The organism is Gandjariella thermophila, assembly GCF_005405885.1.
Taxonomy (GTDB): domain Bacteria; phylum Actinomycetota; class Actinomycetes; order Mycobacteriales; family Pseudonocardiaceae; genus Gandjariella; species Gandjariella thermophila.
Window position 1 is genome coordinate 213618 of record NZ_BJFL01000003.1, and the last position, 23452, is coordinate 237069.

Annotated in this window: 23 protein-coding genes and 3 tRNA genes; 1 reads left to right on the forward strand and 25 read right to left on the reverse strand. The window is 69.6% G+C overall.

Features of this window, described 5'->3' with window-relative positions; genetic code table 11:
• Positions 1-30: 30 nt before the first annotated feature.
• From rpoB to rplJ, 15 genes are all read right to left on the reverse strand, one after another.
• The gene (rpoB, locus tag FFT21_RS04890) at positions 31-3513 is read right to left on the reverse strand and encodes a DNA-directed RNA polymerase subunit beta (RefSeq protein ID WP_137812536.1); all 3483 of its coding nucleotides are present in this window, start codon (positions 3511-3513) and stop codon (positions 31-33) included.
• Between the two features lie 457 nt (positions 3514-3970).
• Positions 3971-4519: a DUF2017 family protein gene (locus tag FFT21_RS04895; RefSeq protein WP_192909387.1), complete on the reverse strand. Its 549-nt coding sequence runs from the start codon at positions 4517-4519 to the stop codon at positions 3971-3973.
• A gap of 224 nt (positions 4520-4743) precedes the next feature.
• On the reverse strand, positions 4744-5538 hold the full coding sequence (locus FFT21_RS04900; RefSeq protein ID WP_137812538.1) for a hypothetical protein: 795 nt from the start codon (positions 5536-5538) through the stop codon (positions 4744-4746).
• A 102-nt stretch (positions 5539-5640) separates the two neighbouring features.
• Positions 5641-6186, reverse strand: coding sequence for an Rv1363c family protein (locus FFT21_RS04905; RefSeq protein WP_225978095.1), 546 nt, complete (start codon positions 6184-6186; stop codon positions 5641-5643).
• A gap of 174 nt (positions 6187-6360) precedes the next feature.
• Positions 6361-7623 (reverse strand): MCE family protein, encoded by a 1263-nt coding sequence (locus FFT21_RS04910; protein WP_137812539.1) that lies wholly within the window; start codon positions 7621-7623, stop codon positions 6361-6363.
• Positions 7623-8813: an MCE family protein gene (locus FFT21_RS04915; RefSeq protein ID WP_225978096.1), complete on the reverse strand. Its 1191-nt coding sequence runs from the start codon at positions 8811-8813 to the stop codon at positions 7623-7625. Before FFT21_RS04915 ends, FFT21_RS04910 begins: the two co-directional genes overlap by 1 nt.
• On the reverse strand, positions 8810-10021 hold the full coding sequence (locus FFT21_RS04920; protein WP_137812540.1) for an MCE family protein: 1212 nt from the start codon (positions 10019-10021) through the stop codon (positions 8810-8812). Before FFT21_RS04920 ends, FFT21_RS04915 begins: the two co-directional genes overlap by 4 nt.
• Entirely contained in the window at positions 10018-11001 is a 984-nt protein-coding gene (locus FFT21_RS04925) for an MCE family protein (protein ID WP_137812541.1), read from the reverse strand. The genes FFT21_RS04920 and FFT21_RS04925 overlap by 4 nt, the downstream gene beginning before the upstream one ends.
• Complete coding sequence (locus tag FFT21_RS04930) at positions 10998-12029, reverse strand: MCE family protein (RefSeq protein ID WP_137812542.1); 1032 nt, start codon at positions 12027-12029, stop codon at positions 10998-11000. Before FFT21_RS04930 ends, FFT21_RS04925 begins: the two co-directional genes overlap by 4 nt.
• The gene (locus FFT21_RS04935; RefSeq protein WP_137812543.1) at positions 12026-13381 is read right to left on the reverse strand and encodes an MCE family protein; all 1356 of its coding nucleotides are present in this window, start codon (positions 13379-13381) and stop codon (positions 12026-12028) included. Before FFT21_RS04935 ends, FFT21_RS04930 begins: the two co-directional genes overlap by 4 nt.
• Positions 13378-14217, reverse strand: a complete 840-nt coding sequence (locus FFT21_RS04940; protein ID WP_137812544.1) for an MlaE family ABC transporter permease — start codon at positions 14215-14217, stop codon at positions 13378-13380. The genes FFT21_RS04935 and FFT21_RS04940 overlap by 4 nt, the downstream gene beginning before the upstream one ends.
• Before the next feature lie 3 nt (positions 14218-14220).
• Positions 14221-15015, reverse strand: a complete 795-nt coding sequence (locus FFT21_RS04945; RefSeq protein WP_137812545.1) for an MlaE family ABC transporter permease — start codon at positions 15013-15015, stop codon at positions 14221-14223.
• On the reverse strand, positions 15012-16295 hold the full coding sequence (locus FFT21_RS04950) for an ABC transporter ATP-binding protein (RefSeq protein WP_137812546.1): 1284 nt from the start codon (positions 16293-16295) through the stop codon (positions 15012-15014). The genes FFT21_RS04945 and FFT21_RS04950 overlap by 4 nt, the downstream gene beginning before the upstream one ends.
• Positions 16296-16614: 319 nt before the next feature.
• A complete protein-coding gene (rplL, locus tag FFT21_RS04955) occupies positions 16615-17007 on the reverse strand; it encodes a 50S ribosomal protein L7/L12 (RefSeq protein ID WP_137812547.1) in 393 nt (130 codons plus the stop codon).
• Between the two features lie 80 nt (positions 17008-17087).
• On the reverse strand, positions 17088-17618 hold the full coding sequence (gene rplJ, locus FFT21_RS04960) for a 50S ribosomal protein L10 (protein WP_137812548.1): 531 nt from the start codon (positions 17616-17618) through the stop codon (positions 17088-17090).
• A gap of 355 nt (positions 17619-17973) precedes the next feature.
• Between rplJ and FFT21_RS04965 the strand changes: the two genes are divergently transcribed.
• Positions 17974-18837 carry a hypothetical protein gene (locus FFT21_RS04965; RefSeq protein ID WP_137812549.1) on the forward strand — a complete coding sequence of 288 codons (864 nt, stop codon included), beginning with the start codon at positions 17974-17976 and terminating at the stop codon, positions 18835-18837.
• A 73-nt stretch (positions 18838-18910) separates the two neighbouring features.
• On the opposite strand, the gene rplA is transcribed toward FFT21_RS04965, so the two are convergent.
• The 10 genes from rplA to FFT21_RS05015 form a co-directional block, all read right to left on the reverse strand.
• The gene (gene rplA, locus FFT21_RS04970) at positions 18911-19627 is read right to left on the reverse strand and encodes a 50S ribosomal protein L1 (protein ID WP_137812550.1); all 717 of its coding nucleotides are present in this window, start codon (positions 19625-19627) and stop codon (positions 18911-18913) included.
• Between the two features lie 68 nt (positions 19628-19695).
• Complete coding sequence (gene rplK, locus FFT21_RS04975; RefSeq protein WP_137812551.1) at positions 19696-20130, reverse strand: 50S ribosomal protein L11; 435 nt, start codon at positions 20128-20130, stop codon at positions 19696-19698.
• Positions 20131-20241: 111 nt separating this feature from the next.
• On the reverse strand, positions 20242-21066 hold the full coding sequence (gene nusG / locus FFT21_RS04980; RefSeq protein WP_137812552.1) for a transcription termination/antitermination protein NusG: 825 nt from the start codon (positions 21064-21066) through the stop codon (positions 20242-20244).
• A gap of 66 nt (positions 21067-21132) precedes the next feature.
• Positions 21133-21564 carry a preprotein translocase subunit SecE gene (secE, locus tag FFT21_RS04985; protein WP_137812553.1) on the reverse strand — a complete coding sequence of 144 codons (432 nt, stop codon included), beginning with the start codon at positions 21562-21564 and terminating at the stop codon, positions 21133-21135.
• Positions 21565-21671: 107 nt separating this feature from the next.
• Positions 21672-21744, reverse strand: a tRNA-Trp gene (locus tag FFT21_RS04990).
• 214 nt (positions 21745-21958) lie between these two features.
• Positions 21959-22405 carry a MaoC family dehydratase gene (locus tag FFT21_RS04995; RefSeq protein ID WP_137812554.1) on the reverse strand — a complete coding sequence of 149 codons (447 nt, stop codon included), beginning with the start codon at positions 22403-22405 and terminating at the stop codon, positions 21959-21961.
• Positions 22402-22872 (reverse strand): MaoC family dehydratase N-terminal domain-containing protein, encoded by a 471-nt coding sequence (locus FFT21_RS05000; RefSeq protein ID WP_137812555.1) that lies wholly within the window; start codon positions 22870-22872, stop codon positions 22402-22404. The genes FFT21_RS04995 and FFT21_RS05000 overlap by 4 nt, the downstream gene beginning before the upstream one ends.
• Positions 22873-23009: 137 nt before the next feature.
• Complete coding sequence (gene rpmG / locus FFT21_RS05005; RefSeq protein WP_137812556.1) at positions 23010-23174, reverse strand: 50S ribosomal protein L33; 165 nt, start codon at positions 23172-23174, stop codon at positions 23010-23012.
• 66 nt (positions 23175-23240) lie between these two features.
• A tRNA-Met gene (locus FFT21_RS05010) sits at positions 23241-23316 on the reverse strand.
• Positions 23317-23368: 52 nt separating this feature from the next.
• Positions 23369-23441 (reverse strand) — tRNA-Thr (locus tag FFT21_RS05015).
• Positions 23442-23452 lie beyond the last annotated feature (11 nt).

Sequence of the window (23452 nt, forward strand, 5' to 3'; positions counted from 1 at the left end):
CCCCGGACCACCCGCCCCGGCAGGGAGCGATCAGGTCACCACGTCGTCCACGGAGGGCGACTCGGTCCTCGACAGGTTGATGCCGAGATTGGCGGCGGCCCGCTCCAGGTCCTCCTCGTCGCCGTCGCGCATCTCGATCGCGGCGCCGTCGCTGGAGAGCACCTCCACGTTCAGGCACAGCGACTGGAGCTCCTTGAGGAGCACCTTGAACGACTCCGGCACACCGGGCTCGGGGACGTTCTCACCCTTGACGATCGACTCGTACACCTTGACGCGGCCGAGCTTGTCGTCCGACTTGATGGTCAGCAGCTCCTGCAGCGTGTACGCGGCGCCGTAGGCCTGCATCGCCCAGCACTCCATCTCGCCGAAGCGCTGGCCACCGAACTGCGCCTTACCGCCCAGCGGCTGCTGGGTGATCATCGAGTACGGGCCGGTGGACCGGGCGTGGATCTTGTCGTCGACCAGGTGCAGCAGCTTGAGGATGTACATGTAGCCGACCGCGACCGGGTACGGGAACGGCTCACCGCTACGGCCGTCGAAGAGGGTGGCCTTGCCGTTCTCGCCGACCATCCGCTCGCCGTCCCGGTTGGGCAGGGTGGAGCCGAGCAGCCCGGTGATCTCGTTCTCGCGGGCGCCGTCGAACACCGGGGTGGCGGTGTTCGTGCCGGGCTCCGCCTCGTAGAGATCCTCGGGCAGCTTGCTCGCCCACTCGGGCTGGCCCTCGATCTTCCACCCGGACTTGGCGATCCAGCCGAGGTGGGTCTCCAGGACCTGCCCGATGTTCATCCGTCGCGGCACACCGTGGGTGTTCAGCACGATGTCCACCGGGGTGCCGTCCGGCAGGAACGGCATGTCCTCCACCGGCAGGATCTTGCCGATGACGCCCTTGTTGCCGTGCCGGCCGGCGAGCTTGTCCCCATCCTGGATCTTGCGCTTCTGCGCCACGTAGACCCGGACCAGCTCGTTGACGCCCGGCGGCAGCTCGTCGTCGTCTTCCCGGCTGAACACCCGGATGCCGATGACCTTGCCGGTCTCGCCGTGCGGCACCTTCAGCGAGGTGTCCCGGACCTCGCGGGCCTTCTCGCCGAAGATGGCGCGGAGCAGCCGCTCCTCCGGGGTCAGCTCAGTCTCACCCTTCGGGGTGACCTTGCCGACCAGGATGTCGCCGGCCTGCACCTCGGCACCGATCCGGATGATGCCGCGCTCGTCGAGGTCGGCCAGCACCTCCTCGGAGACGTTCGGGATGTCCCGGGTGATCTCCTCGGCGCCGAGCTTGGTGTCCCGGGCGTCGATCTCGTGCTCCTCGATGTGGATCGAGGTGAGCACGTCGTCCTGCACCAGCCGCTGGGACAGGATGATCGCGTCCTCGTAGTTGTGGCCCTCCCACGGCATGATCGCCACGAGCAGGTTCTTACCCAGCGCCATCTCGGCGTTCTGCGTGCACGGCCCGTCGGCGAGCACCTGGCCCACCTCGACCCGGTCGCCCTCGTTGACGATCGGCTTCTGGTTGATGCAGGTGCCCTGGTTGGACCGGCGGAACTTGTGCAGGCTGTAGGTCTGCCGGGTGCCGTCGTCGGCCATCACGGTGATGTAGTCGGCGCACAGCTCCTCGACCACGCCGGCCTTCTTGTTCACCACGACGTCCGCGGCGTCCACCGCGGCCCGCAGTTCCATCCCGGTGCCGACCAGCGGCGCCTCGCTGCGCAGCAGCGGCACCGCCTGCCGCTGCATGTTGGCGCCCATCAGCGCGCGGTTGGCGTCGTCGTGCTCCAGGAACGGGATCATGGCCGTGGCCACGGACACCATCTGCCGCGGCGAGACGTCCATGTAGTCCACGCCCTTGGGGTCGATCAACTCGACCTCGCCGCCCTTCTTGCGGACCAGGACGCGGTCGTCGAGGAAGCGGCCCTCGTCGTCGATCGGCGTGTTCGCCTGCGCCTTGACGTAGCGGTCCTCCTCGTCCGCGGTGAGGTAGTCGATCTGCTGGGTGACCCGGCCGTCGACCACCTTGCGGTACGGCGTCTCGATGAACCCGAACGGGTTGACCCGCCCGTACGTGGACAGCGAGCCGATCAGACCGATGTTCGGGCCTTCCGGCGTCTCGATCGGGCACATCCGGCCGTAGTGCGACGGGTGCACGTCGCGGACCTCGAAGCCGGCGCGTTCCCGGGACAGACCACCGGGGCCGAGCGCGGACAGGCGGCGCTTGTGCGTCAGCCCGGCCAGCGGGTTGGTCTGGTCCATGAACTGGGAGAGCTGCGAGGTGCCGAAGAACTCCTTGATCGCGGCGACCACCGGCCGGATGTTGATCAGTGTCTGCGGCGTGATGGCCTCGACGTCCTGGGTGGTCATCCGCTCCCGGACCACCCGCTCCATGCGGGACAGACCGACCCGGATTTGGTTCTGGATCAGCTCGCCCACGGTGCGCAGCCGGCGGTTACCGAAGTGGTCGATGTCGTCCACCTCGACCGGAACCTCGTTGTCGCCCACCCGCATCGCGGTGTCCCCGGCGTGCAGCCGGACCAGGTACTCGATGGTGGTGACGATGTCGTCCTCGGTGAGCACGCCGACGTCGTAGGGCAGCTCGAGGCCAAGCTTCTTGTTGACCTTGTACCGGCCGACCTTGGCCAGGTCGTACCGCTTGTCCTTGAAGAACAGGTTCTCCAGGAGGGCCTGCGCGCTCTCCTTGGTCGGGGGCTCGCCGGGCCGCAGCTTGCGGTAGATGTCCAGCAGCGCCTCGTCGGTGCCGGCGGTGTGGTCCTTCTCCAGGGTGGTCAGCAGGATCTCGGAGAAGCCGAACCGCTCGCGGATCTGCTCCGTGGTCCAACCGAGCGCCTTGAGCAGCACGGTGACCGGCTGGCGACGCTTGCGGTCGATCCGCACACCGACGGTGTCGCGCTTGTCGACATCGAACTCGAGCCAGGCGCCCCGACTCGGGATGATCTTGACGCTGAACACGTCCTTGTCGGTCGTCTTGTCGACCGCCTGGTCGAAGTAGACGCCGGGAGACCGGACAAGCTGGGAGACCACCACCCGCTCGGTGCCGTTGATGATGAACGTGCCCTTGTCCGTCATCATCGGGAAGTCACCCATGAACACCGTCTGGCTCTTGATCTCGCCAGTGGTGTGGTTGGTGAACTCCGCGGTGACGAACAGCGGGGCGGCGTAGGTCATGTCCTTGTCCTTGCACTCCTCGACGGAGGCCTTGACCTCGTCGAAGCGTGGGTCGGAGAAGGACAGGGACATCGAGCCCGAGAAATCCTCGATGGGAGAGATCTCGTTGAGGACCTCCTCCAGGCCGCTCACGGGGATCTCGTCACCGGCGTCAACTCGGCGCTGGAACCACGTCTCCGAACCGGTGAGCCACTCGAACGACTGGATCTGCAGGTCGAGCAGGTTGGGCACCTCGAGCGGTTCGCGAATCTTGGCGAACGACACTCGCTTGGGCGCTCCGGGGATCCCCGAGGTGGAGTTGGTCGCAGCAATGGCCTTGGTCGCGCGGGAGACTGCCAAGATGCGTCCTTCCAGGGACTATGTGAGCTGGCTAGCAGCTGACTAGCGCGGCTATCAAGGGTGCGGTCGTGCCCGTCATCCTAGCTCTCGGACAGAGGGCACACGGAAAGAGGGCAGCGCAAAAGGGCAGTCTAGCCGCACACTCGGCCACTGTCCAGACGCGCCGCGAGTGGCGGTCCCACGCTCACCGACAGAGTGACCTTCGCGCGGGCCGGAGTCAAGGTGCCACGCCTCGATGCACTCCGCCGGCGCAGTCCACCCACCCCATAACAGCCGCGATGACCTGCGCAGATGCCCAGACGATGAATTCATCTCCCGCGGCGAGGGGATGCGCACGCACACTCTCCGTGTTCCGCGAAGCAGAGATCAGGCGGCCGAAAGTGTGACCAACGTCACGATTCATGAGCGCAGCGGCCGGCCTCGCGTCGGTTCAGGCGGTGCCGCCGCGCCGACCGGCTCAGCCCGTCGTGGTGAGGCCGGCGATCCGGGCCAGCCCGTCCACCACCTGCCGCAGCCACCCGACGTGGAAGTACGGCGTCTCCAGGTGCTCCGGCGGTTCCAGCGGCGGCGGGGCGTCCAGCGCGTCCACCACCCCGGTCTTCACCGCGTACGCCACCCGCAGGTCGACCAGCACCCCGGCCCAGGCCCGCACCTTGCCCGGCTCGTCAAGCAGCACCACTCCGCCCTGCTCGGGCAGGGTGGCCAGGACGATCTCGATCCCGTCCCGGATCCGGCCCAGCACGTCCGGCTCCCACCACAGCCGCACCGGCTCGGGCTCGAACTCCGGCACGTAACGCGCGAGCAGGGTGCGCAGCATCGGCTCCTGCGGCGGCGCCACCGGCAGCGGCATGCCGACGAAGGCGTGCAGCAGGTCGCCGCACCGGTACTGCCGTGCCCGCCAGTCGATCAGGTCCCGGAAGCCGCACAGCTGCCGGCGCAGCCAGCGCACCTGGACGGGCAGGAAGGTGCCGATGACGAGCTCGTCCGTGCGGTCCCAGCAGATCACCCCATGCCCCCCACCGTGGTCACCCTCCCGGGAAGGAAACCGCGCCAGCGCTGCACCTCGACGGCCCCCTTAGTCACCCACCGTTTCCGGTGGAGTCTGCACGGTAGCCACCCGGGTGCGCCAGCCGCCCCGCCCGGATCGTCCCGACGGCACCCGGACGGCGGTCCCGAGGGACCAGCCCGCGCGCTGACCCCTCGGGACCGCCGTCCGCGCTCACCGCATGCTCACCGCATGTTCAGATCCGTGATCACCCAGTTGTTGCCACGCTTCTCGGCGTTCACGCTGAGCTGCGCGGCACCGGAGTTGGTCTGGTTGGCATCGGTGCGGGTGGCTGTCTGGTCCAGGAAGAGCAGCACCTGCGCCCGGTCGCCCTGCAGCATCTTCACGCCGGACGTGACCACCTTGACGCTGACCACCAGCTTCTGCGCCGGGGCCTGCTGCTTGATCTGCGCGAAGAGCTGGTTGTACTGGTCGGCGGCCTTACCGGTGAGCAGTTGCTTGGCGGCGTTCTCGGTGGCCGCGGTGTCCGCGAAGCTGTACGAGAACACCTTCTCCACGGCCGAGCTGATCTGGCCGTTCACCTCGCTCGTCGCGGCCGCGTCGACCAGCGCCTTGTTCTCCGCGTCGCCGCCGGAGGTCAGCGCGCTCGCTTCGCCGCGGAACCACACGGCCAGCCCGGCGAGCACGGCCGCGAGCAGCACCAGCGCGATGGGCAGCGCGAACTCCCGGCTGAACAGCCCGCCCCGGCCGGCCGCGGGCTCGGCCGCCGCCCCACCCGACTCGGCCTCCCCGGCATCGGGCGAGTCCTTGATCTTGCTCAGCTGGGCGGTGGTCTCGGTGGCGCGCTCCGCGCCCTGGTCGGTGCCGTCCTGGGTGGCGCCGTTCTCCTCGCCGATCACCGGCCGCGCCACCCCGCCGTCGGTGGCACTGGCCGACTCCTCGGCCGGCGCGGCGACGCCCTCGTTCGCCGCGCCCTGCTCCGGCGCTTCGGCTTCCTGGTCGTGCGGGCGCTGGCGCATGCCGGCGACCCGGGGGCGGCGGGACCCCGACTGCGTGCCTGTGCGGCGACGGGATGGGGGCACGTCTATCGTCCTCTCAGTGGTTCTGCAGCGGGCCGTTGGCTAGGAGCCGGCGGAACCAACCGGGACCGGGCCCAGCGCGCTGATCTTCCACCCGGACGGGGTGCGGGTCATCGCGGCCTGGAACTCGTTCCGCTTCGTCACCGCCTGGCCGCCCTCCGGGGTGACCACCGTGTCCACCAGCGCGATCAGCGTCGCGGTGCCTGCCCGGTCGTCGAGCTGGGTGACCGCGGCGTCGACCACCTTGGCGGTGGTCGTGGTCTTCGCGTCCTGGATCCGCTTCTTGCTGTCGTCCTTGCCCTGCGCGATCTCGTCGTGGAGTTGGCCGGTGGACGAGTCGAGCCACTGGTTCAGGCCGGCGTCCACGTTCTTGTAGTTCAAGGTGTTGAAGTTGACGATGTCCTGCTGGCCGATGCGCAGGACATCGTCGCGGTCCCGGGCGAACTGCAGCGACTCGTCGTGCGCGGCGCTCCACCACGACCAGCCGAAGATCGCGGCGCACACGGCGGCCGCCGCGGCGAGCGTCGCGGAGACCAGCACCAGGTTGCGGCGCAGCCGGTGGCGGTCGGTCTCCCGCTGGGTGTCCATGTTGCTCCAGTTGGGTTGCGTGGTCGGGTCGGACCGGGGGCGGCCATCACGCTACGTCACCAGTGATGGCCGCCACCAGCCACGGTCAGTGCTTGTTTCCGAACGCGCGCCGCGCTCCGCCCCGGCGCGTTCCCGGACTCGCCATCGCACCTACCTCCAGTTCTGGAACTGGCGTCAGCCCCGTAGACCGAGGAGTTGTGCCAGCGTCGTCGGTCCCTGCATGCCGGGCAGCCCGAGGACGCCGGGCAGCGGGTTCTGCCCGGGGCCGCCCGCGCTCCAGCCACTCTGCGAGTTGGTCTGGTCGCTCGGCGCGGACGCCGCCGGCGCCCTACCGCCGCGCGGTGCGTTCTGCGCCCCGCGCACGTCGCTCGGGCTGCCCGCCGGTTCGGCGCAGTACGCCCTGGTGTTCAGCGGGTCGGGGTTGGTCGCGTTGCCGGGCCGCTTCTGGGTGCCCTCGTAGCCCTTGGTGCACGGCGGCGGGTCGAAGGAGTTCAGCGCCATGCCGAAGTGCGCGGTGCCGTCACCGGGCACGACGGTGTAGCCGCCGGCCACCGCGAGCGGGTAGGTCACGAACACCTGCTCCAGCCCGTTCGTGCGGGTCAGGAACACGTTGGAGGTGGTGAGCAAGTTCGCCACGACCACCCCGAGGTTGTGCCCGGACTCCCGCAGCAGGCCGTCGAACTGCGAGCCGGCCTGCGGCGCGCTGGTGATCAACCCGCGCAGGTCCGGGTCGGACTTCTTGAACTGCCCGGCCAGGGTGGCCAGGTCCCTGCTGAACGACTTGATCGCCGACGCCTCGTCGTTCTGCGTGCCCAGCACCGTGCGGCCGTCGGAGAGCAGCCGCTCGGTCTGCGGCAGGTGGTCGCTGGCCGCGCCGACGAGCGCGCGCTGGCTGTCCAGCAGCCGCTGCAGGTTCGGTCCCGCGCCCTGGAAGGCGGTGTCCAGCTCGTCCACCACGGTGCGCAGCGAGTCGGTGGGCACCGAGGCGGCGAAGGTGTCCAGGTTGGTCAGCAGCCCCTCCACCGGAGGCGGGGTCTCGGTGCGCTGCTGGGCGATCTGCGAGCCGTCCGCCAGGTACGGCCCGCCGTCCCGGTTGGGCCGCAGGTCGACGTACTGCTCACCGACGGCCGACCGGTCGGCCACCACCGCCCGGGTGTCCGAGGGGATCTTCGGTGCCGACGGGTCGATCTGCAGGTCGGCCTGGATCCCGTCGGCGGTCAGCCGGAGTTGGCCGACCCGGCCGACGGTGACGCCCCGGTAGGTGACCTCGGCGTTGGTGAAGATGCCGCCCGAGTCGGCGAGGTCGGCCTTCACCACGTAGCCGGAAGGACCGAACAGCCGCTCCAGTCCGGCGTAGCGCGCGCCCACGTAGCTCACGCCGAGCAGCGCGATCACCACGAACGCGCCGATCTGCAGTCGGACCCTGTGGCTGAGCATCAGTGACCACCATTCCCGAGCAGGTTGCCGAGCAGACCGCCCGAGCCACCGGACGAGTTACCACTGGGGGCGCCACCGCCCCCGCTGGGCAGCGGCAGCGGTGGGCCGCTGTTGGGCAGGCTGATCGCCGGCTGCCGGGACCGCGACAGGTTGTCCACCACGTCGCTGAAGTTGAGGTCCAGCTTGGCGAACAGGTTGGCGTAGTCGCCCTTCATGGCGTCCACCGCGGAGTCCGGGAACGGGTAGGTGAGCAGCAGCTGCAAGGCGTTGGGCAGCGACTGCCCGGCCGCGGCGAGCTGGTTCAGCGTCGGCGCGAGCGCCTTGAGGTCGGCCACCATGTCGTCCCGGCTCTTGTTGATCGTGTCGGTGGCCACCCCGGACAGCTTGTCCAGCGACTGCAACATGGTCACCAGCTGCCGGCGCTGGTCGGCGAGCACCTTGATGCCGGCCGGCACGGTGTCCAGCGCGGTGCCGATCTGGGCGCGCTGGGCGTTCAGCGTGCCGGACAGCCGGTTCAGCCCGTCCAGCGCCCTGGTGATGTCGCCTCGCCGCGCGTCCAGCCCGGTGACCAGGTTGTTCAGGTTGGCCAGCAGGCCGCGGATCTGGCTCTCGTTGCCGCTGGTGGCGTTGTTCAACTCCCGGGTGATGTCCTGGAGCTGGCCGATGCCGCCGCCGTTGAGCAGCAGCGACAGCGCGCCGAGCACCTCCTCGACCTCCGGGTTGCGGTTGGTCCGCTCCAGCGGGATGGTCGAGCCGTTGATCAGCATGCCCTGCGGCTTGACGCCGGTGGGCGCGGCCAACTCGACATACTTCTCGCCGAGCAGGCTGGACTGGCGCAGCATCGCCACCGAGTTGGCCGGCAGGTGGACGTCCCCGTTCACCGCCACGACGACGTCCGCGGTCCAGCCGTCCTTGATCAGATTGATCGACTGGACCTTGCCCACCGGGACGTCGTTGACCTTCACCCCGGCCTGCGGCACCAGGTCGAGCACGTCCTTGAACTGCACGTGCACCTGGTAGGGGTGGTTGCCGAGGTCGGCGCCGCCGGGCAGCGGCATGCCGTAGACCCCGTTGAACCCGCAGCCGGCGACCGCGCCGACGACGGCCAGCCCGGCCACGGCGGCGGCCGCGGCCCTGGCCAGGCGGCGGGGGCGCGAAGCCCTGCCGGATGCCACAGTCGGCCCGTTCACCGGTGACCTCCCTGTGCCGTGGTCGACTGACCGGACAGCAGCGTGCCGACCACCGGCAGCGGCAGCGGCGGCAGCTTGCCTTGTTGCAGTGCGGAGATGGCCTGGCTGGAGCTGGGCAGCGGGACCGCCCCGCTGAGCACCGGGGCGAGCTGGCCACACGCCGTGGACAGGAAGGCCGGCACCTGCTTCGGCTGCGCCTGCTGGAGCAGCTTGCACACGGTGACCAGCGGCGGCTGGGTCAGCTCGTTGATGTCCGCGCGGGTGTCCAGCGTGCCGGACGCGGCGTTGTAGGCGTTCTGCAGGTTGCCCAGCGCGGTGGGGGCCACGTCGAGGATCTCCGCCAGCGAGTTGCGCTGGTCGACCAGCACCTGGGTGATGCTGGCTAGCTTGTCCACGTCACCCTTCAGCGCCGCGCGGTTGTCCTTGATGAAGGCCTGCACCTGGGCCAGCGCGACGGCCAGGTCATGCAGCGCCGCGCCGAGATCGTCCTTCTCGCCGGCGAGGAAGCCGCTCGTGTCGGCCAACTGCTGGTTGAACTGGCGCACCTGGTTGTCGTTCTGCGCCAGCATGGTGGTGAACTTCTGCAGGTTGTCCACCGTGGCGAAGAGGTCCTCGCGGGAGTCGGCGAGCGTACCGGTGGCCTGGCCAAGCTGGTTGATCACGTTGTTCAGCGCTTGGCCGTTGCCGTTCAGGTTCGCCGCCGCGGTGTTCAGCAGGTTGGACAGCGCCCCGTTCTTGTTCGCCCCGTTCGGGCCGAGCGCGGTGGTGAGCTGATTGAGGCTCTTGTACAGCTCGTCCAGCTCCACCGGGGTGGCGGTGCGCTCGCGCGGGATGACGGCGCCGTCGGTGAGCTGCGGCCCGCTGGTGTAGGTGGGGGTGAGCTGCACGTAGCGGTCACTGACCACGCTCGGCGCGACCACGACGGCCTTGGCGTCGGCCGGGACCTTCACGCTGCGGTCCACCGACATGTCCACTCGCACCGTGGTGCCCTGCGGCTGCACCGTGTCGATGCGGCCCACGCTCACCCCGAGCATCTTCACGTCCCCGCCGGGGTAGACCCCGACGGCCGCGGTGAAGTACGCGCTGATCCGCTTGGAATCGGCGTGCTGGAACGCCCACCACATCACGCCCGCGGCGACCAGTGCGAGCACGCACGCCACCGCGACTGCTCGGAAGACGTTCCGGCCGGCCCGGCTGGCCACGGTCATGGTCGGCAGCCCTCCTGGTTGATCGGTCCCACCGCCGGCGGCAGCAGGCCGCAGATGTAGGTGTCGAACCACCGGCCGTTGCCCAGCGCGTTGGCGAACAACCGGTAGAAGGGAGCCATCTCCTGCAGGCTCTTGTTCAGGTTGTCCTGGTTGCGCTGGAGAATCGCGGCCACCCGGTCGAGTTGCTGCAGGGCCGGGCGCAGCTGGTTGTTGTTGTCCGCCACCAGGCCCTGCAGTTGGATGGACAGTTGCTGCGTGCCCCGCAGCAGCTCGCTGATCGCGTCCTTGCGCTTGCGCACCTCGGCCAGCAGCAGGTTGCCGTCCGAGAGCAGTTGCTGGAACTGCTGGTCGCGGTCCGCCAGGGTCTTGGTGATCTGGCTGGTGTTGGCCACCAGCCTGGCCAACTGGTCGTCCCGCGAGGCGATCGTGTTGGACAGCGCGGACAGCCCGTTCAGCGCGCCGCGCACGTCGGCGGGCGAGTCACGGAAGGTATCCGAGATGACCGCGAAGCTCTTGGCGAGCTGCGTGGTGTCGATCTGCTCGACCGTGTTGGCCAGGCCGCCGAACGCCTCCTGCACGTCGTAGGGGGCGAAGGTGTGGCCGAGCGGGATCGGCGTAGACGGGTTGAGCGCCTGGGCGCCCTGCGGGTCCAGGGCCAGGTACTTCTGCCCCAGCAGCGTCTTGATCTTGATGGCGGCGGTGGTCCGGTCGCCGACCCAGGCCTTGTCGACCATGAACGTCACCTTGACGTGGTTACCGTCCAGCGCCACGTCGGTGACCTTGCCGACCTTCACGCCGGCGATCCGGACCTCATCCTTGGGCTTGAGCCCGGCCGACTCGCTGAAGTCGGCCCGGTACGTCGTGCCGCCGCCGATGATGGGCAACTCGTCGGCGTTGAAGGCGGCCAGCACCAGCAGCGCGAGCACGGTCAGCCCGATCGCGCCGATGGCCAGGGGGTTACGTTCGCGGAACGGCTTCATCGGTGGCACCTCGGCTGCGTGGAGGGCAGCGCGGTCAGCGTGACCGGGTTGTTGATGATCGGCGGAAGGCTCGCCTGACCACTGCCCTCGCAGAGGAAGAAGTTGAACCAGGACCCGTAGCTCGCGGTGTGGCTGATCGTGTCCAGCTTGCCGGGCAGGTGCGCCAGCACGCTGTTCACCACGTCGCCGGAGTCCGCGAGGTTCCTGGACAGGTTGCCCAGCCCGGCGATGTCCTGCTTCAGTGGCGCCCTGCTGTCCTGCAGCAGGCCCGAGGTGGTGACCGTGAGGTCGCCCAGCGAGCTGATCGCGTCGCCGATCGGCTTGCGGTCCTCGGCCAGCCCGGAGACCAGTTGCTGCAACTGCACGACCAGGTCGGACAGCTCGTTGCCGCGCGCGTTCACGGTGTCCAGCACGCCGTTGAGGTTGTCGATGACCTGCCCGATCACCTGGTCCTTGCTGGCGATCGCCTGGGTCAGCGACGCGGTGTGCGCGAGCAGGCTGTCCACCGTGCCGCCCTCGCCCTGCAGCACCTGGATGATCTCGTAGGACAGCTTGTTGACGTCGTCCGGGGACAACGCCTGGAACAGTGGCTTGAAGCCGTTGAAGAGCGCGGTCAGGTCGAGCGCCGGCTTGGTGCGGTCCAGCGGGATCACCCCACCGGGCGGCAGCACCGCTCCCGGACTGCCGGCGCCCTGATCCAGCGCGATATACCGCTGGCCGACCAGGTTGCGGTACTTGATGGTGGCGGTGACCGAGGCGGGCAGCCTGATGCCCTGGTCGACGCTGAACTTCACCTCGGCGACCCGGCGGTCGGCGATGTCGATCTTGTCGACCTGGCCCACCCGGACGCCGGCGATGCGCACGTCGTCGCCCGGGTTGAGCGAGGTCACGTCGGTGAACCTGGCCGTGTAGTCACTCTTGGACGCCAGGTCCATGTTGGCGATGGTGATGCCGAGCAGCGTGGTGGCCAGCACGGTCACCGCCGCGAAGACGATTAGCTTGGTCAGGGGCGCGGCGATGCTCCTCACTTGAGCGTCACCTCCGCACCGCGGAACAGCGGGCCGACCAGCAGGCTGGTCCAGTTCGGCATGTCCTGGGGTTGCACCCCGAGTTGCGGCGCGAGCATGGCGGCCAGGAAGTCCTCCTCCGCGGGAGAGTTGGGCAGGCCGAGCCCGTACCCGGCCGACGAGGTCGACGTCGACTGCGGGCTGGTGGCCGTGGCCGGCGGGAGCACGCCGTCATTGGTGCTGCGCGCGGCCGGCGGCGCCTTGGAACCGTCCTTGACCGGACCGTCCGGCGGGTACTGCGGGAACGGCTCGGGCCGCGGGCTGATGTCGTAGCAGCGTGGCCCGCGCTTGTCGGCGTACTGCGGCTCGTCCTGGTTCGGCACGTACTTGCCGCGGTCCTTGGTGATCTCCAGGGTGACGTGCAGGCCGGGCTGGTTGGTGCCCTTGCCCCAGATCTGGTCCATCAGCGGCACCGACTGCGCCATCTGCTTGAGGAAGCAGGGGTACGCCGGGGCGTACTTGGCCAGCACGTTCAGCGTCGGCTGGCTGGTGTCCGCGAGCTGGATCAGGTTGTTCTTGTTGGCCCGCAGGAAGCCGGTCAGGTCCTGCGAGGTGGTGGTCAGGGTGCTGTACAGGTTGGCCAGGTTGTTCTGCTGCTCGACCAGCGTCTTGCTGGTGGTCGCCATGTCGGACAGCGCCCGCACCAGGTTGGGGGCGGCCTGGCTGTAGGTGTCGGTGAAGGTGGCCAGTTGCTTGAGGTCCGCCTCCAAGTTGGGCAGTTGCTGGTTGAACTGGCCCAGGTACTGGTTGAGCTGCACCATGGTCTGGCCGAGCGGTTGGCCGCGGTTGGCCAGCGCCTGGGACAGCGCGGTCAGCGTGGTGGACAGCTTCTGCGGCTGCACCGCCTGCAGCAGCGGCATCAGGTTGGACAGCACGCGCTCCAGCTCGATGGCCGCGCCGGAACGGTCCTGGCCGATGACGTCGCCCTTCTTGAGGTGCGCCGACGACGGGCTCTTCGGCGGCTCCAGGTCCACATACCGCTCGCCGAACAGCGTCTTGGGCAGCAGCTGGGCGGTGACGTTGGCCGGGATCATGTTCACCTTGTCCGGCTGCAGGGCCAACTCCACCACGGCCCCGTCGCCCTTCGAGGTGACCTTGCGAACCTCGCCGACGATCAGGCCGCGCACCTTGACGTCGGATGCCTCCTGAAGCTGGTTGCCGACGTGGTCGGTCTGCAGGGTGACCGGGACGACGCTGGTGAAGGCCTGCTTGTAGACCGCGACGGTCAGGCCGATCAGCGACACGATCACCACGATGAACAGCACGCCGAGCAGTCGGCGCCGCACCGTGGACAGGGTCGAGTGGGTGCTCATCCGGCGATCCTCACCGTGGTCGTGGTGCCCCAGATGGCCAGGCTGAGGAAGAAGTCCAGCAGGTTGACGGCGACCAGCGTGGTGCGCACCGCGTGCCCGACGGCCACACCGACTCCGGCCGGACCGCCCTTGGCGCGGTAGCCGTAGTAGCAGTGCACCAGGATCACCACCACGCTGAAGCCGAGCACCTTGGCGAACGAGTAGAGGACGTCCTCCGGGGGCAGGAACAGGTTGAAGTAGTGGTCGTAGGTGCCCGCCGACTGCCCGTAGAAGTCCACGGTGATGGTGCGGGCGGCGACGTAGGAGGTGAGCAGGCCGATCACGTACAGCGGGATGACCGCGACGAAACCGGCGATCATGCGGGTGGTCACCAGGAAGGGCAGGCTCGGCACCCCCATCACCTCGAGCGCGTCGATCTCCTCGGAGATCCGCATCGCGCCGAGCTGCGCGGTGAAGCCGGAACCGACCGTCGCGGACAGTGCCAGCCCGGCGACCAGCGGCGCGATCTCGCGGGTGTTGAAGTACGCCGAGACGAAGCCGGCGAACGCCGAGGTACCGATCTGGTTCAGCGCGGTGTAGCCCTGCAGGCCGACGACCGTGCCGGTGAACACGGTCAGGCCGATCATCACGCCGATGGTGCCGCCGATCACGGCGAGCGCACCGCTGCCGAAGCTCACCTCGGCGAGCAGGCGGAGGATCTCCTTCATGTAGCGGCGCAGCGCCCTGGGCGTCCAGGCCAGCGCCCGCAGGTAGAACGAGAGCTGGTCGCCGTAGGCGTCGAGAGTCTCCAGCGGCCGGTTCGCCACGCGCCGCACGCGGTCACTGACGGTGGTCATCGGTCACATCCCCTTCGGCGGCACGAGCTGCAGGTAGAGCGCGGTGAGGACGAAGTTCACCGCGAACAGCAGCAGGAAGGTGATGACCACGGACTGGTTCACCGCGTCGCCGACGCCCTTCGGCCCGCCCGCGGGGTTGAGCCCGCGGTAGGCGGCCACGATGGCCGCGATGAAGCCGAAGATGAGCGCCTTGAACTCGCTGATCCACAGGTCCGGGAGCTGGGCGAGGGCGGCGAAGCTGGCCAGGTAGGCGCCCGGCGTACCGCCCTGCATGATCACGTTGAAGAAGTAGCCGCCAAGCACGCCGACCACGCTGACCATGCCGTTCAGCAGCACCGCGACCAGCATCGCGGCGAGCACCCTCGGCACCACCAGGCGCTGGATCGGCGAAACGCCGAGCACCTCCATCGCCGCGATCTCCTCGCGGATGGTGCGGGCGCCGAGGTCGGCGCAGATGGCCGAGCCGCCGGCGCCGGCCACCATCAGCGCGGTGACGATCGGGCTGGCCTGCTGGATGACCGCCAGAACGGACGCGGCGCCGGTGAACGACTGGGCGCCGAGCTGCCGGGTCAGCGAGCCGAGCTGGAGCGCGATCACCGCGCCGAACGGGATGGAGACCAGCGCGGTCGGCAGGATCGTCACGCTCGCGATGAACCAGCACTGCTGGACGAACTCGCGGACCTGGAACGGCCGGCGGAACGACTGGGCGGCGACGTCCAGGCCGAGCGCGAAGAGCTTGCCGGTCTCTCGCAACCCACCGGCGCCCGGGAAGCTGGCCCTGGTGGTGGGAGTGCTCACGAACGCCCTCCCCGACGGAACCACTGACCGGGGTCCTGGGGACGCCGCTGGCTCTGGCCACCCTGGCCCTGGCCGGGCAGCTCACCGCTACGCGAGCCCCACTCGCCGCCCTCCGGAAGCTGGGCCACCGGCGGCGGTTGCGGTGGCTGCGGCCCGGGGCGGGGCGGCTGGCCGCCGCGCGGCGCCGGGCTCGGCGGCCGGCCGGGCGGTGGCCCCTGCGGCCGGGGCGGGGACCCGGCCTGGCCGCGGCCGACCCCGGCGCCGGCGAACACGCCGTACCGGGCCCGCTCCGCCTCGGTGAGGCTGGCGATGATGGCGTCCTGCGCGGCCGGCGGCAGGGTGTGCAGGATCTGCATGACCCGGTCCTTGCGGCGCTGCACCGCCTTGCGCTCCGGCAGCCCGGGCGACGGCTCGATCTGCGGCACGATGCCGGTGCCGCCACCGCCCTTGGGACCGCCCGGGTCCTGCAGGCCGCCGGCCTGCATCTCGGCCAGCTCGGCGGCGACCTGCGCGGAGTCCTTCTCCTCGCTCATCCCGATCGGGCCCTGGCGGCGGCCGTTGAGGAACTGCTCCACCACCGGCTCGGTGGAGGTCAGCAGCACCTCCCGCGGCCCGAACATGACGAGTTGGCGGCGGAACAGCATGCCGATGTTGTCCGGCACGGTACGCGCGGTGCCGATGTCGTGCGTGACGATCAGGAACGTGGCGTCGATCTGCGCGTTGAGATCGACGATGAGCTGGTTGAGGTACGCGGTACGAACCGGGTCGAGACCCGAGTCCGGCTCGTCGAACAGAATGATCTCCGGGTCCAGCACCAGCGCCCTGGCCAGGCCGGCCCGCTTGCGCATACCACCGGAGATCTCACCGGGCAGCTTCTTCTCGGCCCCGAGGAGGCCGACCATCTCCATCTTCTCCAGGACGATGCGCCGGATCTCCGCCTCGCTCTTCTTTGTGTGTTCGCGTAGCGGGAAGGCAATGTTGTCGTAAAGATCCATCGAGCCGAACAACGCACCGTCCTGGAACAACACGCCAAACCGACGGCGCACCTCGTAGAGCGTGTGCTCCGAACACCGGCAGATGTCCGTGCCGCTGATGACGATCTTCCCGCGCTCCGGCTTGAGCAGGCCGACCAGAGACTTCAGGAACACCGACTTGCCCGTACCCGACGGGCCGAGCAGCACGCTGATCTCGCCGGGGGGCAACGTTAGCGTGACGTCCTGCCAGATGGTCTGCCTGCCGAAGGACTTGGAGAGGTCCTCGACGACCACCTCGACGCCCATCAAACCCCTCCCAGGAACTCCACTGTGGACCGGAACGGGGAGCAGCACGTCTCGGCGCTGCACCGCACGACGACACGACACCGCCATTCACGCGGTGTCACTCAGGTGCAACGAGCGTGGTCCGCATGGGTTACTTCGATCGACGATTCAGCGGTCACGAATCGATAACCAAATCGTCGCCGTGATCTCGCACGCCGTGACCATCCCCTTAGCGGGAGTAACGAACGAACGGACGGATGAGTAGCGCGACGACACCAAAAAGTTCGGGGCGGGCACCCCATTGGGATGCCCGCCCCGAGAACAGACGGTCAGCGCGAGATCACTTGAGGGTGACCTTGGCGCCGGCGCCCTCCAGCTTCTCCTTGGCGGCGTCGGCCTGCTCCTTGGCGACCTTCTCCAGGATCGGCTTGGGCGCGCCCTCGACCAGCTCCTTGGCCTCCTTCAGGCCCAGGCCGGAGACGACCTCGCGGACCACCTTGATGACCTGGATCTTCTTGTCACCGGCGGACTCGAGGACGACGTCGAACTCGTCCTGCTCCTCGGCGGCCTCGGCCGGGGCGGCGCCGGCGGCCGGCGCGGCACCGGCCACGGCGACCGGAGCGGCCGCGGTCACGTCGAAGGTCTCCTCGAACTGCTTCACGAACTCCGACAGCTCCAGGAGGGTCATCTCCTTGAACGCGTCGAGCAGCTCCTCTGTGCTCAGCTTCGCCATGGTGGCGCTTCCTTCCTCACTATCAGCGCCCGGGCGGGTTGACCGCCAGGCGGGTGCACGGTTCTCGGGGGGGGGATCGATCAGCTCTCGGCGGACTCGCCGCTCCGCTTCTCCTGCAGGGCGGCGGCCAGGCGGGCGACCTGGGACGCCGGCGCCTGGAACAGGCCCGCGGCCTTGGACAGGTTGCCCTTCATCGCACCCGCCAGCTTGGCCAGCAGCACCTCGCGGGACTCGAGGTCGGCGATCCGGTTGACCTCGTCCTGGGAGATGGGGCGGCCCTCCATGTAGCCGCCCTTGATGACCAGGGCCCTGTTGTCCTTCGCGAAGTCACGCAGCGCCTTGGCCGCTTCCACCGGCTCGCCGGTGATGAACGCGATCGCCGTCGGGCCGGAGAACAGCTCCTCCAAGCCCTGCACGCCCGCGTCCTCCGCGGCCCGCTTGACCAGCGTGTTCTTCGCGATGCGGTAGGTCGTGCCAGCGCCGAGAGCGCGACGCAGCGTGATCAGCTGCGACATGGACAGCCCGCGGTACTCGGTGATGACGGCGGCCGAGCTGTTGCGGAACTTGTCCGCGATCTCGGCGACCGCGGCCACCTTGTCGGGCCTTGCCATGGTCGCCTCCTCTCTGGCTTCTCGCCCGGGACCGGTCGGCCGGTCACGGGCTTCGAGATGGAAGGCTGGTCGACCCCGGAAACGACGAACGCCCCGGCGCAGCAGGCACGGGGCGTGGAAAGGATGCGCGCGCACGCATGGCGCGCGGCACTGGCTGCCTCGTCCCTCCTGCGCGGGCCGCCCGCTTCGCGGGACCTTCGCCTGTGCCCGGTTTCCCGGGCAGCAGGGACCAGCGGTCTCTGGTGGAACCGGGTCCAGAGTACGGGACACCGGCCCGGCATTCCAAACCGGCGCCCGCGGCCACCTGGCCGCACGGCATGATGGGGCACCGGACGATCTCGCCGGGAGGGGACGCATGACGCAGCAGGACAGGGCCGCCCGCCGCCGTCCGGTCTGGCGCCGCTACGCCTGGCTTCCGCCGATCCTCGCCGCGGCGGTGCTGTGGCCGCTCGCCGGCTTCCCGGTGATCCCGGTGGCGGTGGCGGTCGCGGTGCTGCTGGTTGCCCGCATCCTGCTCGGCTTCCTGCCCGGCTTCCTCCGCCGGCGGCGCACCCTGGTGCTCTCCGCCGTGCTGCTCGCCCTGGACCTCTACCTGGTCACCCTGGTCTCGGTGTGGGCGTGGCTGATCGTCGCGGGCGTCGCGCTCATCGCCGGCGGCATCGCCGCCTACCCGCGGCTGCCGGTGGCGGTGCCGCTCGGGGCAGCCGGCCTGGCCGCGATCGTCACCGCGACGGTGGCCCTGTCCATCGAACATCACCAGGCGGCGGTGGCCGAGCAGCAGCAGTCCCGGCAGGAGCAGCAGGAGCACCAGGCCGCGCTGCTGCCGGCCAACCCGAGCGAGACGCTGACCGCCCTGGCCACCTACATCGCCAGGGGCAACGCGACCGCGGCGTGCCTGCTGTTCTCCGCGAACCCGCAGCAGGACGCCCGGCCGGAGTTCGTGCACGCCGTCGCCGGGGCCACCTCCTGCCCGGACGCGGTGGCCCGGCTCCACCAGCAGGTCACCGACCAGAACGAGTACCCGGAGATGCGGCCGCCCGCGGAGTCGACGGGCGGGTCGACGCCCGTGATCGACGGGTGCCAGGCGTCCTGGGACGACCCGACCTCCGGTGCGGCCGTCCCGGCCCCCGGCCCGAAGCTGGGCCGGCTCACCGTGCAGAAGCAGGGCGGTGGCGGGTACCAGATCGTCCACTACGAGCCCTGCGCCGCCGGCCAGTGAGCGTCCGGAACGGGCACACGAGAAACGCCGGAGAGCGCGGGTGCGCTCTCCGGCGTTCGGCGTGGTTCCAGTGTCAGGAAGCGGCCTCGTCAACCAGCAGGTTCCTGGTGCGGTTCGGGTCGACCGGGATGCCGGGGCCCATCGTGGTGCTGAAAGTGACCTTCTTCAGGTACCGGCCCTTCGCCGCCGACGGCTTGGCCCGCAGGATCTCGTCCAGCGCGGCGGCGTAGTTCTCCACCAGCTTCTCAGTGCCGAACGAGGTCTTGCCGATGATCAGGTGCAGGTTCGCCTGCTTGTCCACCCGGAAGCTGATCTTGCCGCCCTTGATGTCGGCGACGGCCTTGGTCACGTCCGGGGTGACGGTGCCGGTCTTCGGGTTGGGCATCAGACCGCGCGGGCCGAGGATCCGGGCGATCCGCCCGACCTTGGCCATCTGGTCCGGCGTGGCGATCGCGGCGTCGAACTCGAGCCAGCCACCCTGGATGCGCTCGATGAGGTCGTCCGAGCCGACCGCGTCCGCGCCGGCGGCCTCGGCCTCGCTGGCCTTCTCGCCGGTGGCGAACACGATGACGCGAACGGTCTTGCCGGTGCCGTGTGGCAGGTTCACGGTGCCGCGGACCATCTGGTCGGCCTTGCGGGGGTCGACGCCCAGCCGAATGGCCACCTCGACGGTGGCGTCCATCTTGGTGGGGCTGGTCTCCTTGGCGAGCGCGGCCGCCTCGAGCGGCGTGTACAGCCGCGTACGGTCGACCTGCTCGGCGGCCTTGCGGTAGGCCTTGCTGCGCTTCATGTTCTGAGTTCCTCGTGGATCAGTCGTGGTGGCGGGCCAGCGCCTGGCCCTCCCACTCGGGAGTACGTTCAGCCTTCGACGCGGATGCCCATCGAGCGGGCGGTGCCGGCGATGATCTTGGCGGCCTGGTCCACGTCGTTGGCGTTCAGGTCGGTCATCTTCTGCTCGGCGATCTCCCGGACCTGGGCCATGGTGACCTTGCCGACCTTGTTGCGGTGCGGCTCGCCGCTGCCCTTCTCCACACCGGCGGCCTTCAGCAGCAGCTTCGCCGCGGGCGGGGTCTTGAGCTTGAAGTCGAAGGACCGGTCCTCGTAGATGGAGATCTCGACCGGCACCACGTTGCCGCGCTGCTGCTCGGTGGCGGCGTTGTAGGCCTTGCAGAACTCCATGATGTTCACGCCGTGCTGGCCCAGCGCGGGGCCGACCGGCGGGGCCGGGTTGGCCTGCCCGGCCGCGATCTGCAGCTTGACGATCGCTGCGAGCTTCTTCCTCTTGGGTGGCATGTCCGTGCGTCCCGTTTTCCGTGTCGATGTCCGGGCCGGTACGGGCCCGAACGGTCCTTCCGCGCCGCGGCCCTGCCCGCCGCGGTACGGCTACCTCTCCGTGACGGAGGGTTAGATCTTGGAGACCTGGTTGAACGACAGCTCGACCGGCGTCTCCCGGCCGAAGATCGACACCAGGACCTTCAGCTTCTGCGCGTCCGCGTTGACCTCGCTGATCGTCGCGGGGAGCGTGGCGAACGGTCCATCCATGACCGTCACCGACTCGCCGACCTCGAAGTCCACCTCGACGGTCGGCTTGGCCGCCGCCGCGGCCGGCTTGCCCGGCTCCGGCTTAGCCTTCTTCTCCACCTCCGGGGCGAGGAACTTCAGCACCTCGTCCAGGCTCAGCGGGGACGGCTTGGACGTCGCCCCGACGAACCCGGTCACGCCCGGGGTGTTGCGCACCGCGCTCCACGAGGCGTCGTTGAGTTCCATCCGGACCAGGATGTAGCCGGGCAGCACCTTGCGCTGCACCTGCTTGCGCTGGCCGTTCTTGATCTCGGTGACTTCCTCGGTGGGCACCTCGACCTGGAAGATGTAGTCCTCCATGTCGAGGGTCTGGATCCGGGTCTCCAGGTTCGTCTTGACCTTGTTCTCGTAACCGGCGTAGGAGTGCACCACGTACCACTCGCCGGGCGCGTTGCGTAGCGCCTCGCGCAGCTCCGCCACCGGGTCGGGTTCGCCTTCCTCGGCGCCCCCCTCCTCGGTCGCGGGCTCTTCGGACGTCTCGCCGGCCGGCGTCTCGGCCGCCTGCTCCTGCGTGCCCTCCGGCTCCGTGTCTTCGGCTGCCCCGCCAACCGGCTCGACGTGCCCGGTGTCGGCCGCGTCCTGCGTGGCGGCCAGCACCTCGTCGTCGGAAAGGCCGGTCAGCTCACGACCGCCGTCGTGGGAGGTCACAGTTGGTCTCGCTTCCTCTCGTGCATCGCGTGTTCGAACCTCCGGTCGACGACCAGCACGGTCGGCTCAGCCGAACAGCCAGAACACGCCCTTGCCGAAGGCGAGGTCCAGCCCCGCCACCAGCGCCACCATGAAGGCCACGAAGACCAGCACGACCGTGGTGTAGGTCACCAGCTGCCTGCGCGTCGGCCAGATGACCTTGCGCAGCTCGGCGACCACCTCGCGGAGGAACCGGAGCAGCCGCCTGAACGGCCCCGGTCGCTTCTCCCTGCGGGCCCGCGACGGTGTCGGCCGGCCCTTCTTGGGCGTGGTGGTCGTCGCGGCAGCCGTCCTTGCCCGGGTCGTTCCGCCCGTGGCCGGCTCGGTGGCTCGGCCACCGCGTTCGGCGTCGGCGGCCGAACGCGCGGAGGCGCGGCGCTCCCGCCGAGCTGCGGCGGTGACCGGTCGGGGGGCGCTTCCGCGCGCTCCCGCCCGCTCCTGCTCGCGGTCCTCGCTCACGCGACCTCCTCGCTGGCGCTCGTCGGACAACGTGTCCGTGCCTGCGCGCTCCGTGGTGGGCTCGCACGCCGACCCACGTCATCCTCCGCTCACCGTCTGCATCGACGCAGGGGCGACAGGACTTGAACCTGCAACCTGCGGTTTTGGAGACCGCTGCTCTGCCAGTTGAGCTACGCCCCTCCGGGTGCTCCGAACTTTCGTTACACCCCGAGAAAGACGCCCTGCACCCTCCCCACCGGATTGTGGGGCTGACGCTCAGACGTTCCAAGTTTGGAAGTGTACGGCAACGGCGGCACCGACCTCCAACCGCACCGGCCAGGGCGCCGGCCGGGCCCCGATCGGCATGCCGGCGCAGCGGGCGAAGCGGCAGGTCGGGTGCGGTCGCCTGGGCCGGTCAGGCCAGCCGGACCACGGCGGCGGCGCGGCCGAGCACGGTCTGGCCCGCGCTCCGGGCGGTGATGTCTATCCGGAAGGTGCCGTCCTCGCGCTGCTCGGCGACCTTGCCGGTGAACTCCACCAGCGCGCCCTCGTCGTCGTCCGGCACCACGACGGGGCGGGTGAAGCGCACGCCGTACTCGACGACCGCGCCCGGGTCCCCGGCCCAGTCCGTGACCAGCCGGCCACCGAGGGCCATGGTCAGCATGCCGTGCGCGATCACGTCCGGCAGGCCGACCTGCCTGGCGAACCGCTCGTTCCAGTGGATCGGGTTGAAGTCCAGCGAGGCGCCGGCGTAGCGGACCAGGTCCGCGCGGGTGATCCGGACCGACAGCGGGGGCAGTTCGTCGCCCACGCTCACCTCGGCGGCGCCACGGCGGCCGGCGGCGGTGTCCGTGCTGCTCACTGGGAAGCTCCCTTCGCGGCGTCGGCGGTGCCCCGGGCGACCAGGGTGGCCCTGGCGGTGGTGACCGGCTCGCCGTTCTCGGTGCCCAACTCGGCGCGCACCGAGAGGAAGTCGTTGCCCGCCCTGCTCATCACGCTGTCCACGTGCGCGACCGCGACCAGCCGGTCGCCGGCGCGGATCGGGCGGTGGTGCACGAAGGACTGGTCGCCGTGCACCACGCGGCAGTAGTCCAGGCCGAGATCGGGGTCGCTGATGATCACGTCGTTGGCCTTCATGGAGATGATCACGGCGAAGGTGGGCGGGGCGATCACGTCCGGGTAGCCGGCGGCTCTGGCCGCCGCCACGTCCCGGTAGAGCGGGCTCGGGTCGCCGATCGCGTCGGCGAACTCGCGGATTTTCTCCCGGCTGACCTCGAAGGTCGACGACGGCGGGTACACGCGTCCGGTGAACGACTCGTCCAGTGCCACCAGCGCAGATTACCCAGCCGGCGCCGGCCGCGACGCGACCGGCGCCGGAGACACGCGAGGCCGCCCCGCCGAAGCGGGACGGCCTTCGTTGCTCTGGCGCCGGTCCCCTTGGCCGGCGCGTCGCGGGCTCGGTGACCTCAGCGGGTCTCGCGGTGCGCGCGGTGCGTGCCGCAGTTGGGGCAGAACTTCTTCAGCTCCAACCGGTCAGGGTCGTTGCGCCGGTTCTTCCTGGTGATGTAGTTCCGGTGCTTGCACTCCTCGCACGCCAGCGTGATCTTGGGACGAACGTCGGTGGCAGCCACGGGAGGTGCCTTTCTCTCGGCTTTCGGATCTCGTCGGATGGCGGGGTCGGGCCCTCCCCCGCAGGCTGGTAGCGGTGGCCGGACTCGAACCGGCGACACAGCGATTATGAGCCGCTTGCTCTACCGACTGAGCTACACCGCCCCACATGAGTTGGCCGCGATGCCCGCTGCGAGAGCACCGCGGCCAACTGTCGAGCCCCAATACGGAATCGAACCGTAGACCTTCTCCTTACCATGGAGACGCTCTGCCGACTGAGCTATTGGGGCGTTGCTCTGCT

What these genes read in the sequence shown, in the direction of transcription:
- FFT21_RS04900 (WP_137812538.1), bottom strand. Translation starts at nt 5,538, where the DNA reads ATGCGCCAGCGCCCGCACGACCAGGAAGCCGAAGCGCCGGAGCAGGGC.
- FFT21_RS04905 (WP_225978095.1), bottom strand. Translation starts at nt 6,186, where the DNA reads ATGGACACCCAGCGGGAGACCGACCGCCACCGGCTGCGCCGCAACCTG.
- FFT21_RS04910 (WP_137812539.1), bottom strand. Translation starts at nt 7,623, where the DNA reads ATGCTCAGCCACAGGGTCCGACTGCAGATCGGCGCGTTCGTGGTGATC.
- FFT21_RS04920 (WP_137812540.1), bottom strand. Translation starts at nt 10,021, where the DNA reads ATGACCGTGGCCAGCCGGGCCGGCCGGAACGTCTTCCGAGCAGTCGCG.
- FFT21_RS04925 (WP_137812541.1), bottom strand. Translation starts at nt 11,001, where the DNA reads ATGAAGCCGTTCCGCGAACGTAACCCCCTGGCCATCGGCGCGATCGGG.
- FFT21_RS04935 (WP_137812543.1), bottom strand. Translation starts at nt 13,381, where the DNA reads ATGAGCACCCACTCGACCCTGTCCACGGTGCGGCGCCGACTGCTCGGC.
- FFT21_RS04940 (WP_137812544.1), bottom strand. Translation starts at nt 14,217, where the DNA reads ATGACCACCGTCAGTGACCGCGTGCGGCGCGTGGCGAACCGGCCGCTG.
- FFT21_RS04950 (WP_137812546.1), bottom strand. Translation starts at nt 16,295, where the DNA reads ATGGGCGTCGAGGTGGTCGTCGAGGACCTCTCCAAGTCCTTCGGCAGG.
- rplL (WP_137812547.1), bottom strand. Translation starts at nt 17,007, where the DNA reads ATGGCGAAGCTGAGCACAGAGGAGCTGCTCGACGCGTTCAAGGAGATG.
- rplJ (WP_137812548.1), bottom strand. Translation starts at nt 17,618, where the DNA reads ATGGCAAGGCCCGACAAGGTGGCCGCGGTCGCCGAGATCGCGGACAAG.
- FFT21_RS04965 (WP_137812549.1), top strand. Translation starts at nt 17,974, where the DNA reads ATGACGCAGCAGGACAGGGCCGCCCGCCGCCGTCCGGTCTGGCGCCGC.
- rplA (WP_137812550.1), bottom strand. Translation starts at nt 19,627, where the DNA reads ATGAAGCGCAGCAAGGCCTACCGCAAGGCCGCCGAGCAGGTCGACCGT.
- rplK (WP_137812551.1), bottom strand. Translation starts at nt 20,130, where the DNA reads ATGCCACCCAAGAGGAAGAAGCTCGCAGCGATCGTCAAGCTGCAGATC.